General features: G+C 71.5%; 16 protein-coding genes and 1 tRNA gene. 10 read left to right on the top strand and 7 right to left on the bottom strand.

Annotation, left to right across the window (positions count from 1 at the left end; translation table 11 throughout):
* Positions 1-97 precede the first annotated feature (97 nt).
* The 4 genes from ABZ192_RS22450 (at position 98) to ABZ192_RS22435 (ending at position 4328) form a co-directional block, all read left to right on the top strand.
* Positions 98-1258, top strand: a complete 1161-nt coding sequence (locus ABZ192_RS22450) for an FAD-dependent oxidoreductase (RefSeq protein WP_356926218.1) — start codon at positions 98-100, stop codon at positions 1256-1258.
* Positions 1259-1302: 44 nt separating this feature from the next.
* The gene (locus ABZ192_RS22445) at positions 1303-2283 is read left to right on the top strand and encodes a zinc-binding dehydrogenase (protein ID WP_356926217.1); all 981 of its coding nucleotides are present in this window, start codon (positions 1303-1305) and stop codon (positions 2281-2283) included.
* A 62-nt stretch (positions 2284-2345) separates the two neighbouring features.
* The gene (locus ABZ192_RS22440; protein WP_356926216.1) at positions 2346-3233 is read left to right on the top strand and encodes an aminoglycoside phosphotransferase family protein; all 888 of its coding nucleotides are present in this window, start codon (positions 2346-2348) and stop codon (positions 3231-3233) included.
* 3 nt (positions 3234-3236) lie between these two features.
* Positions 3237-4328: a DUF4037 domain-containing protein gene (locus ABZ192_RS22435; RefSeq protein WP_356926215.1), complete on the top strand. Its 1092-nt coding sequence runs from the start codon at positions 3237-3239 to the stop codon at positions 4326-4328.
* A 129-nt stretch (positions 4329-4457) separates the two neighbouring features.
* Here the strand turns inward: ABZ192_RS22435 and ABZ192_RS22430 are convergent, their stop codons facing one another.
* The 4 genes from ABZ192_RS22430 to ABZ192_RS22415 all read right to left on the bottom strand — a co-directional run bounded on the left by ABZ192_RS22430 (position 4458) and on the right by ABZ192_RS22415 (position 6733).
* Positions 4458-4847, bottom strand: a complete 390-nt coding sequence (locus ABZ192_RS22430; RefSeq protein WP_356926214.1) for a hypothetical protein — start codon at positions 4845-4847, stop codon at positions 4458-4460.
* 28 nt (positions 4848-4875) lie between these two features.
* Positions 4876-5361: a hypothetical protein gene (locus tag ABZ192_RS22425; protein WP_356926213.1), complete on the bottom strand. Its 486-nt coding sequence runs from the start codon at positions 5359-5361 to the stop codon at positions 4876-4878.
* Positions 5362-6086: 725 nt separating this feature from the next.
* Positions 6087-6473 carry a hypothetical protein gene (locus ABZ192_RS22420; RefSeq protein ID WP_356926212.1) on the bottom strand — a complete coding sequence of 129 codons (387 nt, stop codon included), beginning with the start codon at positions 6471-6473 and terminating at the stop codon, positions 6087-6089.
* Positions 6470-6733, bottom strand: coding sequence for a hypothetical protein (locus ABZ192_RS22415; protein ID WP_356926211.1), 264 nt, complete (start codon positions 6731-6733; stop codon positions 6470-6472). Before ABZ192_RS22415 ends, ABZ192_RS22420 begins: the two co-directional genes overlap by 4 nt.
* Positions 6734-6769: 36 nt before the next feature.
* Between ABZ192_RS22415 and ABZ192_RS22410 the strand changes: the two genes are divergently transcribed.
* Both ABZ192_RS22410 and ABZ192_RS22405 read left to right on the top strand, forming a co-directional pair.
* Positions 6770-7246 carry a hypothetical protein gene (locus tag ABZ192_RS22410; protein ID WP_356926210.1) on the top strand — a complete coding sequence of 159 codons (477 nt, stop codon included), beginning with the start codon at positions 6770-6772 and terminating at the stop codon, positions 7244-7246.
* Between the two features lie 26 nt (positions 7247-7272).
* Entirely contained in the window at positions 7273-8613 is a 1341-nt protein-coding gene (locus ABZ192_RS22405; RefSeq protein ID WP_356926209.1) for a hypothetical protein, read from the top strand.
* Between the two features lie 151 nt (positions 8614-8764).
* Here ABZ192_RS22405 and ABZ192_RS22400 read toward each other — a convergent pair.
* Both ABZ192_RS22400 and ABZ192_RS22395 read right to left on the bottom strand, forming a co-directional pair.
* Positions 8765-8838, bottom strand: a tRNA-Thr gene (locus ABZ192_RS22400).
* Positions 8839-8926: 88 nt separating this feature from the next.
* The gene (locus ABZ192_RS22395) at positions 8927-9346 is read right to left on the bottom strand and encodes a DUF3224 domain-containing protein (RefSeq protein ID WP_356926208.1); all 420 of its coding nucleotides are present in this window, start codon (positions 9344-9346) and stop codon (positions 8927-8929) included.
* Positions 9347-9471: 125 nt separating this feature from the next.
* On the opposite strand from ABZ192_RS22395, the gene ABZ192_RS22390 reads away from it, so the two are divergent.
* The 4 genes from ABZ192_RS22390 (at position 9472) to ABZ192_RS22375 (ending at position 13237) form a co-directional block, all read left to right on the top strand.
* On the top strand, positions 9472-10440 hold the full coding sequence (locus ABZ192_RS22390; RefSeq protein ID WP_356926207.1) for a WYL domain-containing protein: 969 nt from the start codon (positions 9472-9474) through the stop codon (positions 10438-10440).
* Positions 10441-10624: 184 nt separating this feature from the next.
* Positions 10625-11713 (top strand): sn-glycerol-3-phosphate ABC transporter ATP-binding protein UgpC, encoded by a 1089-nt coding sequence (gene ugpC / locus ABZ192_RS22385; RefSeq protein ID WP_356926206.1) that lies wholly within the window; start codon positions 10625-10627, stop codon positions 11711-11713.
* A gap of 228 nt (positions 11714-11941) precedes the next feature.
* Positions 11942-12397, top strand: a complete 456-nt coding sequence (locus ABZ192_RS22380; protein ID WP_356926205.1) for a hypothetical protein — start codon at positions 11942-11944, stop codon at positions 12395-12397.
* Between the two features lie 108 nt (positions 12398-12505).
* Positions 12506-13237, top strand: coding sequence for a nucleotidyltransferase family protein (locus tag ABZ192_RS22375; protein ID WP_356926204.1), 732 nt, complete (start codon positions 12506-12508; stop codon positions 13235-13237).
* 175 nt (positions 13238-13412) lie between these two features.
* Here the strand turns inward: ABZ192_RS22375 and ABZ192_RS22370 are convergent, their stop codons facing one another.
* Entirely contained in the window at positions 13413-15143 is a 1731-nt protein-coding gene (locus ABZ192_RS22370; protein ID WP_356926203.1) for a DoxX family membrane protein, read from the bottom strand.
* Positions 15144-15174: the final 31 nt, after the last annotated feature.

The raw sequence follows: 15174 nt of genomic DNA, 5'->3' as shown, positions 1-15174 counted from the left end.
GCCCTGACCTGCGAGAACACCGGCCATGTCACATTCCGGCGCCCTCGGTCGGTCGTACTCGCAGAAGGCGACCCCGACCCGAGGGAGACCCCCAGTCATGCACCGCATCACCGTCATCGGCGGCGGCTTCGCCGGCCTGACCGCCGCCATCACCGCCGCCGAGGCGGGCGCCAAGGTCACCATCCACGAAGCCCACCACACCCTCGGCGGCCGGGCCCGCACCGCCGAGGGCCCCTACCGCACGAACGAGGGCCCGCACGCCCTCTACAACGGCGGCCCGCACTGGGCCTGGCTCAAGCAGCGCGACCTCATCGGACCACTCGCCCCGATCCCGCCCCTGGAGGCCGCCCGGCTACGACTGCGGCACCACGGCGTGCTGCGCCGCACCCCGCCCTTCCCGATGCTGAAGCTGCTGCGCCGGACCGCCGAACAGGCGCCCGTGGACGTCGACTTCCTGACCTGGGCGACCGGTGTCGCGGGCGAGGAGGGGGCCCGGGCCGCCGCCCACTACTCGGCCGTCGCCCTCTTCCACCACGACCCCGGTTCCCTGTCGGCCGCGTTCGTGCAGGAGCGGCTGCGCCGCGCCACGAAGCTGCCGCCCGAGGCGCACTACCCGCGCGGCGGCTGGGCCGGCCTCATCGACCGGATGGCCGCCCGCGCCTGGAACCTGGGCGTCCGGATGGAGACCCTGTCCCGCGTCGACACGCTCCCCACCGACACGCCGGTCGTCGTCGCCACCTCCCTCGACGCCGCCCGGCGCCTGCTCGGCGACGACTTCCTGACCTGGCCGAGCGGCCGTACCGTCCTCGTCGACCTCGCCGTACGGACGCGGCGCGGGGACGCGTTCGTGGTGTCCGACCTCGACGCGCCGGGCTGGCTCGAACGGTTCACCGCGCAGGACCGCGGTCTCGCCCCGGCCGGTGAGCAGCTCATCCAGGGTCAGATCCCCATCGCCCCGCACGAGTCCAAGGCCGACGGCACCGCCCGCGCCGAGCAGTTGCTCGACCTGGGCTTCCCGGGCTGGCGCGAGCGCGTCACCTGGCGGCGCGAGGCCGTCGCGAACGGCCGTACGGGCGCGGTCGACCTGCCCGGCACCAGCTGGCGCGACCGGCCCTCCGTGGACCGGGGCGACGGTGTCTACCTCGCCGGTGACCAGGTAGCGGCCCCGGGCGTGCTGTCGGAGGTCTCCTTCAACAGCGCCCTGACGGCGGTGTCGTTGGCGCTCGGCCGACGGGAGCTTGACCTCAAGCAAGCTTGAGGTTGAAGGCTGGGGCGCAGACCACGACAACACGAGGAGCCCCGATGCACGCCATCCGCCTGCACGCCTTCGGCCCGGCCGAGAACCTCACCTACGAGCAGGTCGAGGACCCGCGGCCGGGCCCCGGCCAGGTCCGTGTCGCCGTACGGGCGGCGGGCGTCCACCTCCTGGACACCGCTCTGCGCGAGGGCGCACAGGGGCCGGCGCCCGAGCCGACGCCCCTGCCCACCATCCCCGGCCGCGAGGTCGCCGGCGTCGTCGAGTCCCTGGGCGAGGGCGTCGCTGACCTGTGGCTCGGCAAGCGGGTCGTCGCCCACCTCGGATTCGTCCCGGGCGGCTACGCCGAACTGGCCGTCGCCGAGGTCGGGCGACTGCACGAGATACCGCTGAACCTGGACTTCGCCGAGGCCGTCGCCATGATCGGCACGGGCCGTACGACGATGGGGATCCTGCAGTTCGCCGAGCTGGGCCCCGACTCGGTGGTCGTCGTCCCGGCCGCGGCCGGCGGCATCGGCACGCTCCTCGTGCAGTACGCCAAGAACGCCGGCGCCACCGTCGTCGGCCTCGCGGGCGGGCCGGAGAAGGTCGCCCGCGTGCAGGCGGGCGGCGCCGATCTCGCCGTCGACTACAAGGACCCGTCCTGGCCCGCGAAGGTCCGCGCCCACCTCGGCGGCCGGGCCGCGACCGTGGTCTTCGACGGCGTCGGCGGCGACGTGGCCCGCGAGGCCGTCGCCCTGCTCGGCCCCGGTGGCAGGCACGTCGTCTTCGGCTGGTCCGCGGAAGGCATCCACGAGGGCGGTCCCTACCTCGTCGAGGGCGTCTCCGAGCAGGTCCTCGGCGCCGTGATGCTCCAGAAGGCCGGGGGCCCCGACCCCGTACGCACCCTCGAACTGCGCGCCCTGGCCGAGGCCGCGGCCGGCCGGCTCACTCCGGCCGTACAGCGCTTCCCGCTGCGCGAGGCCGCAGCCGCTCACAGGGCGCTGGAGAGCCGGGGGACGATCGGAAAGGTGGTACTGGAGCCCTGAAGGGGCGGCACCGGCTGTTAATTCACATGACCCGCCCGGCCCACCCCACTACCGTGCCGGAAGTGATCGACATCCCCCGGGAACTGGCAGCGTCACAGGAGAAGTACAACGGCGAGGCGGGCCGCGCCTTCATCGAGGAACTGCCGGACCTGGCGGCCGGCTTCCTCGACCGCTGGGGACTGGAGCCCGACGGGCCGCCCATGCACGGCGTGTCCGCCCTGGTCCTCCCGGTCCACCGCGCCGACGGCGGCCGCGCGGTCCTCAAGCTCCAGATCCTCGACGAGGAGAGCGAGGGCGAACCGGTCGCGCTGCGCGTCTGGGACGGCGACGGAGCGGTCCGCCTCCTCGACCACGACGAGCCCACCGGCACGATGCTGCTGGAGCGTCTCGACGAGACCCGGATGCTGTCCCACGTCCCGGACCCCCACCAGGCCGTCGTCACCATCGCCGAACTCCTCGCCCACCTCACCTCCTTCCCCGCCCCGCCCGGCCTGCGCCGCCTCGGCGACATCGCCCGGGCCATGCTGGACCAGACCCCCTGGGCACTCGACCGCATCCCCGACCCCGAGACCCGCCGCCTCGTCGCCGACTGCGCCGCCGCCGTACGCGAGGTCGTCGACGAACCGGGCGACCGGCTCCTGCACTGGGACCTCCACGACGAGAACGTCCTCGCCTCCGACCGCGCCCCCTGGCTCGCCATCGACCCCAAGCCCCTCGCGGGCGACCCGGGCTTCGAACTGTGGCCGGCCATCGACAACCGCTACGACCCCGACGACATCCTCTGGCGCTTCGACGCCATGACCGACGTCCTCGCCCTGGACCGCTCCCGCGCCCGCGCCTGGACCCTCGGCCGCCTCCTCCAGAACGCCCTGTGGGACATCGAGGACGGCCGCGCCCTGGACGACGACCAGCTCGAAATCGCCCGCCGCCTGCGCGGCCACACCGCCTGACCCATGCCCTCCTTCCTCCCGGGTCTGGAGCTCTCCCGCCGCTTCTACACCGAGGCCGTACGCCCCCTCCTGGACGAGGCCCTCCCCGGCATCCCCCACTCCGCCGCCCGCCTCGGCAGCGGCTCCGAGGTCCTCGGCTACGACACCCCGCGCTCGGCCGACCACGAGTGGGGCCCGCGTCTCCAGCTCTTCCTGCGCCCGGAGGACACCGAGACCCACGGCCCCCGCCTCACCGCCCTCCTCTCCCACCGCCTCCCGAAGACCTTCCTCGGCCACCCCACCCACTTCGCCCGCACCGGCGACGACCCGGGCACCGACATCCGCGTCATGACCGGCACCGACGGCCCGGTCCACCACCGCGTCGACATCACGGACCCCGCCACCTGGTTCACGGACCGGCTCGGCTTCGACCCGGCCCAGGGCGTCACCACGGCGGGCTGGCTGGCCGCACCCACCCAGCGCCTGGCCGAGGCCACCGCGGGCGCCGTCTTCCACGACGGCCTCGGCCGACTCACCCCGGCCCGCACCACCCTCCGGTGGTACCCGCACGACGTCTGGCTGTACGTCCTGGCCTGCCAGTGGAAACGCATCTCCCAGGAGGAGGCCTTCGTAGGCCGCTGCGGCGAGGTGGGCGACGAACTCGGCTCGGCGATCGTGGCCGCCCGTCTGATCCGCGACCTGATGCGCCTGAGCCTCCTCATGCACCGCCGCTACCCGCCGTACAGCAAGTGGCTCGGCACCGCCTTCACCGCGACTCCCCAGGGCGCGGCGCTCACTCCCACCCTGACCGCAGCACTGGCGTCCCCCGACTGGCACACCCGCGAGCACCACCTCAAGCACGCCTACGAGGCCGTCGCGACCCACCACAACGATCTCGCGCTCACGGCCCCCGTCGACCCCACCACCCGCCCGTACCACAGCCGCCCGTTCCAGGTCCTCCGCGCGGAACGCTTCACGGCGGCCCTGCGCGCCCGCATCACGGACCCGGCCCTCCGCTCCCTGCCCGACACCGGCGCGATCGACCAGTGGGTGGACAGCACCGATGCCCTCAGCGACGTCCGGACCAGGAAACGGCCCGGGCCGGAGACGCTCTGACCCGGCCGGAACGCGACGTCCTTCATGACGACAGAACGGGCCATCGGAGGCCACGGATTGTGCCTCCGATGGCCCTCGCTTCACTACGCAGCCGCAGCGGCCGGCCGAGTCCTCAGCAGCCTGCCTGCCTCATCCGGCGGCCGACATCAGGGCGCCCAACACGGCCGGAGCCAGGACCAGGCCGGAGGCTCGGGCGGCGGTCTTGTGCCCGTACTTGTCGGTGATCCGGCGCACGGCGAAAGCGGCGACCAGGGCGAGCGGGAAGACGACCAGCGCGGCCTGCTCGATGCCGATGCTGTGGTCGGTCAGGCGCCCGGCAGCGGTCATGGCCGCGCCGCCGACGAGCAGGGCGAGGAGTACGGATCCCGCTCCGAACCACCGGGTCTCGACGGCTTCGAGGACGGCGCCGAGGCGGGCGCCGGAGAGCTTCATCCTGACGGAACTGCCCAGGGCCACGGCCAGTACGGCGACGCCTGCGCCGAAGAAGGACCACTGGAGCACAGTCGCGACTGTCTGCATAGGACGTTTCCTTTCCCCGAGGCCGGTCTCACCAGCAGTTCTTGATGACCTGGTCGACGCCGAGGATCTCGGCCGCGATGGCGCCGATACCGGTCCCGGACTCCTCGAAGACCTCCATGATCGCCTTCTTGAAGCTCTTCTTGCCGCGCTTCTTCTTGTCCTGGATCTTCTTGACGACCTTCTTGATACCGCCGAGCTTGTCGATGGCCTTCTTGACCTTGTAGATCTTCCCGATGGCCAGCAGGTTCGACCCCACCGCCAGCAGGATGCCCCGGGCGCATCCGCCGGCGTCGAACTTCATCAGCTGGACGCGGCCCTCACCGGCCGTGTCACCGAGGCGGCCCCGCAGCCACTGCTCGGTGGCCTCCTGCCCCTGCGCGAGCACCTCGTCCGGGATCTCGCTGACGAGCCGGAGGGCCTCCTCCAGACCGCGGAAGGCGTCCTCTTCGCTCAGGTTCTCCAGCACGTCGAGGCCGGTTTCCACCTCGGCGGCGTCGGTGGTACTCGCGACCACTGCCGTGTCTCGTTCAGCGGCCGTAGCGGTCGCGAGCGGTGCCGCGACCCCCAGCGCCACGGCCGCCGCCGTCAGCGCGGCGATGTCGCGGATCCTGTTCCATCGGCCGTTCCCCTTGGCCAGGCGGTCTCTGACTATGGATGATGTCGACACATCGTCCCCCGGTACATGAATTTCCGTTGCTCATCCGCACGTTGGTCAGACGTGCGTGCCGCGTCCGGGCCGCTGCGTTGCCGGCCGGCAGCCGTGCGAGATCGGCGCGACGTGACGATCTTGTGGTGAACGCGACTACCGGGCAACAGTTTTGAGGAAGAGCTGAGCAAGGCTCTGCAGGCCGGTTCGTCACTGGACACAAACGTGGCGCTGTTCAAAACCCCCAGCGGCTGGTGCTGCCCCGTGTCGAGCCCGTCACCCATGGCGTTCGCCGACTTCGCCACCACTCGCCCTGGCGCCCACTGTCCGCTCGCCACAACGACTGGGCATGGAGCGGCCCCGGCTGGCGACGGGGGCTAGGCCGGGGCCGCACGTCACCGGTGCGATCGGCGGAGCGCCGGTGACGGTGGATCAGTGCCGCTTGGAGTACGGCGCAGTCTGGGTCGGGGCAGACCGGCAGTACGTCTTGCACACGTAGATCGTGGTGCCCGAACCAGTCGGCGCAGCCATGTTGATCTGCTCGGCGTCATTGTCGTTCAGCGGCTTGTTGCAGCGAGCGCAATACGTCGCTGTCACAGCCGCCCCCTCCGGATGACCAGGCGACGCAGCGCGACACCGATCTCGCAGGAGTCTTCCTGCACGACACCGTCCACGACGGTCTCCTCCGTCCGGCCACACTGCTCGCACTCCTCCATGCAGTGGCCGAACAGCTTCTCGTAGGCCGCGTGGGCCACGTGCTCGGGGCAGCCGCGCGGGTGCCAGTCGTACTGGCCGTCCAGACGCTTCATGCGGCGCGGCCCGAGGACCACGGCCGCATTCTTGGTAAGCGGCTTTTCGCTGCTGCACCAGACGCAAGTCAAGCCGCGCACCTGGTCTTCGGTGAGGCTGCCGATGCTGGGGAGCGCCAGCAGCGCCAGGGCCTGCCCGACGGATGTGATCTCAGTGGGTGTGCTGCTCATGCGGACCGCCCGCGTACTGACGCAGGTCCGAGAGCGAGCATCTGCGCGATGCGCTCGGCGCACTCCGTTTCTCGCCCGCGCTCGCCGATCTCGTAGTCGAAGGACGTGACGTACCGGTCACCGGCCGAGGTAATTTCTTCGCTGAGGCGACTGTTGAGGGCATTCGTCGCGAGAAGCCGCATCCCAGGCTCGTTCACAACCACCTGGAGGCCGCGTTTCTCCAGATAACCCGCGAGAACTTGGAGGTCGTTGGTGTCCACACACTAACGATCCCAACGGCCCGGGGGGCGCGGGATATGACAACCTATGACACGGAGTTGATCATGCGGACCGTGGCGATCACCGGCACCCGGAACACTGGGCACCGAAGCCTCGACGAGTACGACACCCTGTTCCGGGACTACCTTGGCCCCTTCTCTCGCAACGCCCACTTCTACATCGGGGGCGCCAAAGGCATCGACTCCCTGTCCCTGCTGTGGCTGGCCGGTAACACGGGCGCCGACCTGACGGTGGTGGTCCCCGGCGTCCTCGACCAACAGCCGCCCGAGGCCCGCCAGGCAATCGTCCGAGTCCGTGACCGCGTCAAAGAGATAGTCGAGCTGCGTGCCCCAGAGCTGAAGACGCCGGCGTTCCACGCCCGCAACCGTTGGATGGTCGACCGCAGCGGCATGACGGCCGGGTTCCCGCACCACGCCGAACCGGCCTCGGGTACGTGGCAGACCCTCAACTACACAGCAGATCAGGGGAAACCACGCCTGATCGTGCCCGTGTAGCCGTCGGCTGCCGCACCATAAGCCGTATGGAGGACAGGGCCGCAGGGGCTGCGGCGCTCAAGAGGCTGCGGAAGCGACGCGGCCTGTCCCTCGCCGCCGTCGCGCATGCACTCGTCCAGCTTGCCGGGGACCTGCATCAGCCCGCGCTACCGGCCGTGGCCAGTGTGCAGCGTTCCGTCGCCCGCTGGGAGGCCGCGAAGCCGGTGATGCCGGACGAGCGGTACCAGTTGCTGCTCGCCCACCTCTACGCCCGCGCCCCTGGCGGGTCGCTGGTACTCGGCGCGGGGAGCGACTTCGCCGAGTACCTGAATGCGCTCGGCCTGCTGGGCGAGAGTGAACGGCGCACGGCGGAGCTGCGGAGCCTCATGCTGCGGGCTGTCACGGACGCGGGCGGGGGCGGGGGCATGCTCGCCCTGCTCGCGCCTGGCGTCCAGGTCGGGCTGAGCGCGGCCCTCGACGACCCGTCGCGGACAGACGAGGACACCATCGATGGGCTGGCCTCTGTCGTGGCGGACGTCAACGCAGAGATCGGCAGCCTGCCGATGGTGCGGTTGCAGCTCCTGCTTGCGCCCGCCGTCGAGGCCTCACGGCGCCTGCTCGCAGGCCCCGTGCCCGAGCCCCTGCTCCCTCAGCTGCGGAAGGTCGCTGTGGCCGCTGCCACGCTCGCCGGGCGCCTGGCCTTCGAGACACGAGACGACGCGGCGTCCCGAGCGTTGTACGCGGAGGCCACCGGGGAAGCCGGCCGTCTGGCGGAACCGTGGCGGCAGGCCAGCGTCCACATGAGCCACGCTCTAGTCACCCTCTACTCCGCCCAGGGCATGGATGGGGCACGGCGCCTGGTCGATCAGGCTGTCCGCGCGGCGCGAACCGGGGAGAGCTCCCTGATGCGGGCCCGCGCCCACGCCCTCCAGGCAGAGTTGGCGGCGCGGGCCGGGAACGAGCGGCAGGCGCAGACGGCACTCGGGCTTGCTTGGTACGACGTGGAAGCGGACCACTCGGGCGACCCGGCGCCCGCGTCGTTCTCAGCTGGCCACTTAAAGGGCTTCGAAGGGTTGTGTGAGCTGTACATCGGGGACGCGGCCGAGGCACACGACCGCTTCGCCCAAGCGGCCGAGGCGCTGAGGGCGCCGCGCGACCAGGTTCAGCGGGCGATCGTGACCACCGATCAGGCGCTCGCCAGGATCCGGCTGGGCGAACCTCGCGCGGCCACGGACCTGCTGCACGGTTGTGTGGCCGCCGCGTCCACCACAGGGGGCCGGGTGCCGGCGCTCCGCCTGCGCCAGGCCCGCAGGGCACTGATGCCGTGGCGGCGGGAGAACTGGGTAGCCGACCTTGACGACCATCTCATGGACGTGCTCGGAGCATGACGGAACGCCCCCGGCACGGTGTGCCTTCCACCAGGTAGATCTCACCTCGCCAAGACCGCGATGCGCCGCATGGCCCGCGCCCGGCGCCGCCGCCGCATCCGCTGACGACGAAACCCCAGGTCAGAACGCACCTGACCTGGGGTTCCAGCAGAGCCCCCTGTCGGATTCGAACCGACGACCTACGCATTACAAGTGCGTTGCTCTGGCCATCTGAGCTAAGGAGGCACCGCGTACTACAACGCCGTACGCGAGGGCGGCACCACTGTACACAGAGCCCGTTACCCCGAGCCACGAAGTTCCCCGTCGGCCGGTCTCACTCCAGCTCGTACTCGAAGCGGTACGCCACCGTCGGCTCCCCGTGGTGCGCGGTGAAACCGCCCTTCCCCCGCAGTCCGGCCAGCTCCCCGCTCCCGGAGTCCCGCACCACCTCGAACGTGCAGTGCACCGTCCCGTCCTCGCCGAACCACCCCCGCTCCTCCACGGCGAAGCTCCCCTCCCGCCCGTCGAGCCGGCCGGTGATCAGTTCCATGCCGGTGTAGGTGCCGGTCTTCTGGGTGACGTAGACGATGGAGTACTCGCAGAGCGTCCCGGCCGCCTCGATGCCGCCGCTGAAGGTGTTCCGGACGGAGGCGTGGGCGAGCCGGGGGTTCGCGTCCTCGCCCGGGCCGATCACGCGCTCCTGCCAGTCGGCGAAGGTGAAGTGTCCGGTGGTGGTGTGTGTGCTGCCGGGCATGAGTGTCCTCTCGAAGATCAGAAGCTAAGACGATGGCCGTGCGGGCCGTCCCAGGACCCAACTCTCTTCGCTGTACCTGACATCTCCTGTCAGGTACGGGAAACGCACCCCGGACAATGACCCCCATGCGTGCCGACCGGCTCCTCTCCCTGCTCCTGCTGCTCCAGAACCGCGGGCGGATGACCGCGCCCGAGCTCGCCGCCGAGCTCGAGGTGTCCGTGCGCACGGTCTACCGGGACGTCGAGGCGCTGGGCGCGGCGGGTGTGCCGGTGTGCGCCGATCGCGGGCCGGAGGGCGGCTACCGGCTGATGGACGGCTACCGGACCCGGCTGACCGGTCTGACCGACGCCGAGGCCGGGTCGTTGTTCCTCGCCGGGATGCCCGGTCCGGCGCGGGACCTGGGGCTGGGGGCGGTGCTGGCCAGTGCCCAGCTGAAGGTGCAGGCCGCCCTGCCGACGGGGTTGGCCGGTCAGGCGCGGCAGGTGCAGGAGCGGTTCCACCTGGACGCGCCGGCGTGGTTCCGGGAGGCCGACCCGGTGCCGTGCCTGGAGCCGGTGGCGGCAGCCGTGTGGGAGCGGCGGGTGCTGCGCGTGCACTACCGGCGGTGGCGGGGCGAGGTGCACCGGGAGGTGCGGCCGCTGGGGCTCGTCCTGAAGGGCGGCATCTGGTACCTGGTCGCCCTGGCGGACGAGGCCGTACGGACGTACCGGGTGTCGCGAGTGCTGGCCGTGGAGGACACCGGGGAGACCTTCGACCGTCCGGCCGGCTTCGACCTGGCCTCCTACTGGGAGGAGTCTTCCCGGCGGCTGGAGGCCGCCCTGCAGCAGGGTGTCGCCCGGCTGCGTCTCTCACCGCGGGGGCAGCGGCTGCTGCCGATGCAGTTCGGGGCGGCGGGTGCACGGGCCCTGCAGAACACGGGTGCGCCGGACGGGGACGGGTGGGTGGAGGTGGAGCTGCCCGTGGAGGCGGAGGCCGTGGCGGTCGGGGACCTGCTCCGGCTGGGTCCGGAGGCGGAGGTCCTCGGGCCGCCGGAGCTGCGGCAGGCCGTGGCGCGGGCGGTGGCGGCGCTGGCGGACCGGTACGGGCAGCCGTGAAGCGTCTTCGAAAATTTCCGCGAAGTTCACAGGCCCGGAGGTACTGACAGACCACGTGAACGCCAGGTACCGTCCTGAGCCAGTTCACACGCGTGGACTACACCACAACGGAACACCGTCGTGGCACCACCTTCCTACTCGGATCGTCCGGCACGTTCCTGCCGGTAGAAGGGGTTCACTCATCATGGCCACTGTCTCGTTCGACAAGGCGACCCGGATCTACCCGGGTTCCACCAAGCCCGCTGTTGACGCGCTGGAGATCGACATCGAGGACGGCGAGTTCCTCGTCCTCGTCGGCCCGTCCGGCTGCGGCAAGTCCACCTCGCTCCGCATGCTCGCGGGGCTCGAGGACGTCAACGCCGGCGCCATCCGCATCGGCGACCGCGACGTCACCCACCTGCCGCCGAAGGACCGGGACATCGCCATGGTGTTCCAGAACTACGCGCTCTACCCGCACATGACCGTCGCCGACAACATGGGCTTCGCGCTCAAGATCGCCGGCGTCAACAAGGCGGAGATCCGGCAGAAGGTCGAAGAGGCCGCGAAGATCCTCGACCTCACGGAGTACCTGGACCGCAAGCCGAAGGCCCTCTCCGGTGGTCAGCGCCAGCGTGTCGCCATGGGCCGCGCCATCGTGCGTGAGCCGCAGGTGTTCCTCATGGACGAGCCGCTGTCCAACCTGGACGCCAAGCTCCGCGTGTCCACGCGTACGCAGATCGCCTCGCTCCAGCGCCGCCTGGGCATCACCACCGTCTACGTCACCCACGACCAGGTCGAGGCCATGACGATGGGCGACCGTGTGGCGGTCCTCAAGGACGGTCTGCTCCAGCAGATCGACACCCCGCGCAACATGTACGACAAGCCCGCCAACCTCTTCGTGGCCGGCTTCATCGGCTCCCCGGCGATGAACCTCGTCGAGGTCCCGGTGACCGACGGCGGCGTGAAGTTCGGCAAGTCGGTCGTGCCGGTGCAGCGCGACGCGCTCGCCGCCACCACCGACAAGACCGTCACCGTCGGCGTCCGCCCCGAGCACTTCGACGTGGCCGGCGCCGACGCCGAGCTGGGCCTCGCGGTCACCGTCAACGTCGTCGAGGAGCTGGGCGCCGACGCCTACGTCTACGGCACCGCGAAGGTGGGCGACGACTCCAAGGACCTCGTCGTCCGCGTCAGCGGCCGTGACGTCCCGGAGAAGGGCAGCACGCTGCACATCGTCCCGCGCTCCGGCGAGACGCACGTGTTCTCGACCTCCACGGGCGAGCGCCTGTCCGACTGACCCACCGGCAAACGCACAACCCCGGGTGAATCACCCAGGTTGACGAAGAGGGCCCCGCAGCGTGCTGCGGGGCCCTTCCCGTTGCCGCTCGTTGTCGACAAATACCCCGGCACACCGGACGTTTCGAGCGGTGTGCGTCAACGCCTTACCCAAAAAAGAGCACTTTCCCATCCCCCGAACCGGTGACTAAATGTCTACAAACCATTACCCCGCGCTACCCTCACACGCGTGAAGCACTCCACTAACCAACAGACGCGACGCGGCCGGGGCCCCGCCCGCCGGATCGGCCGCTCCCTCGCTTTCGTCCTGCCCGTCGTCCTGGTGCTCTCCGGGACCCTCGCGGTCACCCGAGTCAACTGGTCGGGGAGCACCTCCGACCCGGTGCTCACCGCCGCGGACACCAGCACGTCCGCCGGCACGCCGCGGGCCGCCAAGCGCGCCCCGCAGGACGTCCTGCGCGACAAGCTGCTCACCGAGCTCCAGGAGGAGAACCCGGGCGTCGCCCTCACTCATCTCCAGCAGGCCGTCAACGGCCGCCCGTCGCTGGCGAAGCACTGCGCGTCCATCGCCCGCGCCCTCGGCCAGGCCGCCGTCCGGGTCTACGGCCCGACACGCGCCCAGTCCTACGCCCGCCCGGTCTGCGACACCGCCTTCGCCACGGGCGTCGCGGCCGCGCACAGCTGAGCACCCCGCCCTGCCGCCGGACGAGAGGGGTGAGAAGCCGACAGCGGCCGACGCGAGAACCTTTGTCCGCCGCGGCCCCGGGCGGGACGCCACGTACAGTTCGGTCTCATGAGCGATCCGAGCGCCGCGTCCCGCCCCGTTCAAGCCGTCGTTCTGGCCGGTGGCCAGGGCTCCCGGCTACGCCCGTACACCGACGACCGGCCCAAGCCGATGGTCGAGATCCCCGGCACGGGGACACCGATCATCGGCCATCAGCTGTCCTGGCTCGCCGAGGAGGGCGTGACGGACGTGGTGGTCTCCTGCGGCCACCTCGCCGAGGTGCTCCAGAAGTGGCTGGAGACGGCCGATCTGCCGGTCTCCGTCACCACGGTCGTGGAGTCGGAGCCCCTCGGCCGCGGCGGCGGCCTCAAGTACGCCGCCGCGCGCCTTCCCCACCCGGACCAGCCCTGGTACGCCACCAACGGCGACATCTGGACCCGGTTCTCGCTGCGTGACATGGCGGACTTCCACACCGAGCGGGACGCCGTCGCGACGCTGGCCCTGGCCCGGCCGCGGCTGCCGTGGGGCGCCGTGAAGACGGACGGCTTCGGCCGCATCACGGACTTCATCGAGGCCCCGCCGTCGACCTTCGAGATCAACGCGGGCGTGTACGTCTTCTCCCCCGGGTTCGCCGGGCTGCTGCCGGACCGTGGGGACCACGAGCGCACGACGTTTCCCCGGCTGGCCCGTGAGCGGAAGCTGGCCGGTTTCACGATCCCTCAGGGGTCGTATTGGCGTGCGATCGACACAGCGAAGGATCTGACGGAGGCCGCGAAGGAACTGGCGTCGTCGGGGCGCTGAGAACTCGGTTGGTTGTGGTCGTGTGGCGGCTGCGGGCCGACTGTGACTTGTCGCGCCCACGCGGCAGAGCCGCATAGCAGACACAGCCCCGCGCCCCTTGGTCAGCTGCGCCCTCTGCGTCAGAAAGGCCCCGCATCTTTGATGTGCGGGGCCCTTCTGCTGCCTGCCTTGCCGACTAGCCCAGCAAACCGCCCACCAGGCCCGGCCGTCCCGTGGACGAGGAGCCGCCGCCGTCGCCCGTGCCGCCGGTCGAGCCCGTACCGCCGGTCGCCGTGCCACCGGAGGTGGGGCCGGAGGTCGTGCTCGGGGCCTGGCCGGCCGGGGAGGACTGCTGGGGCGGGGCCTGGCCCGCGCTGCCCTGGGTCTGGCTGGGCGAGCCGCCGGTGACCGTGCCGACGTCCCGGGTGGCGCCCGGCGTGGTCGTGGTGCCCGCGCTGGGGCTGGCCGAGCCGGCCGTGGCGCCCTGGGTGGGCGAGGTGGAGGCCGACGGGGTCCGCTTGGCCTGCCGCTCGCCGGGGGCGTCCGGGAGCGGGGAGCCGGGCAGTTCGTTGCGCGGGGCCTCGCCGGGGCCGGGGACGACGACCCGGTCGGCGTCGCGGACGGCGCCGCCGAGCAGCGAGCCGACGAGCAGCGTGAGACCGGTCGCGACGGCGGTGACGAGGGCGCCGCGGCGCAGCACGTAGCGGCGCAGGTCCCAGATGTGGGCGCGGGGTCCGAGGCGGCGCCAGGCGCTGCCGGCCAGGCGGCCGTCGACGGAGTAGACGGGCGCGCCGGCGATGATCAGCGGGGACCAGGCGGCGAGGTAGATGATGTCGGGGGTCTCGTAGACGGGGACGCTCTTCCAGCTGACGGTGACCAGCAGCGCGGCCGACAGCAGGGCGCCGAAGCACGCGGCGACGCGCTGCCAGCAGCCGAGGACCGTCAGGACGCCGACGATGACCTGGGCGAAGGCGATGGCCAGTCCCGAGCCGACCGGGTGCTCGAAGGCGAACTGGCGCAGCGGCTCGGCGACTTCCCAGGGGTGCAGCGTGTTCAGCCACTTCACCATGGTGCCGCGCTTGCCGCCGTCGAAGTAGACGGGGTCGCACAGCTTGCCCATGCCGGCGTAGATGGAGATGAAGCCGAGGAAGACGCGCAGCGGGAGCAGGACGACGCCGAGGTTCAGCCGGCGACCCGGGTAGTAGGCGTGCCGTGCCGGGTCGTCGCCGTGGCGTCTGCCGGGCCGCCCGGTGTCGTCCGCCTCACCGGCGTCCTCGAAGTCCTCTTCCGTGTAGGCGGGTTCGTCGTAGGCCGGTTCGTCGTAGGCGCTGCCGACCGTGCGCATGGGCGGCAGCAGCCGCGTGCCGTCGGCGGGCTCGTGGGTGCGCTGCGGGCCGACGACGGGGGTCTCGACGGTCTGGGTGAGGTCGTCCGGGTAGCCGTCACCCTCGTAGCCGGTGCCGCCGTAACCGCCGTCCTGGTACCCGGCGCCGTACCCCGGGCCCTGCGGGGCGGTGCCCACGCGGGAGATGACCTGGGTGGCCCCGGCGTCCGTGGCGGACTCGTCGGGGTGGCGGACGCTCTCGTGCCGGACGGCCTGGAGGAGGCGGTGGGCGCCGGTGTCGTCGGGCGCGGACTTGCCGCTCCAGACGACGGGCCGGCGGCGGGTGGCGGCCCCGTCCGCCGCGCCCCCGGCGGTGACGACGGGGATGCGGGCGGTGTCCTCGCTGGTGGTCAGATGCCGTGCGACCCGGGGGGACTGGACGCGACGCGTCGAGACGCCCAACTGCACGCGGAAACTCGCGTGATTGACGATGACCTGCGCCGGGTCGCTCGGCACCTTCACCATGCTCAGCGCGGGAGCGTCGTCGAGTCCCGACGAGCGGTCCCCCGTGGGTGTGCGGGGTGTTCTGGTGTCCACACTCATCTAACCGAGTGACGTCGGGATAGGACACTGC

The organism is Streptomyces sp. NPDC006235 (genome assembly GCF_040613735.1).
In the GTDB taxonomy this organism is placed as follows: Bacteria; Actinomycetota; Actinomycetes; order Streptomycetales; family Streptomycetaceae; genus Streptomyces.
The sequence above is the reverse complement of the archived record's forward strand: the minus strand, read 5'-3'. Positions and strand labels throughout refer to the sequence as shown.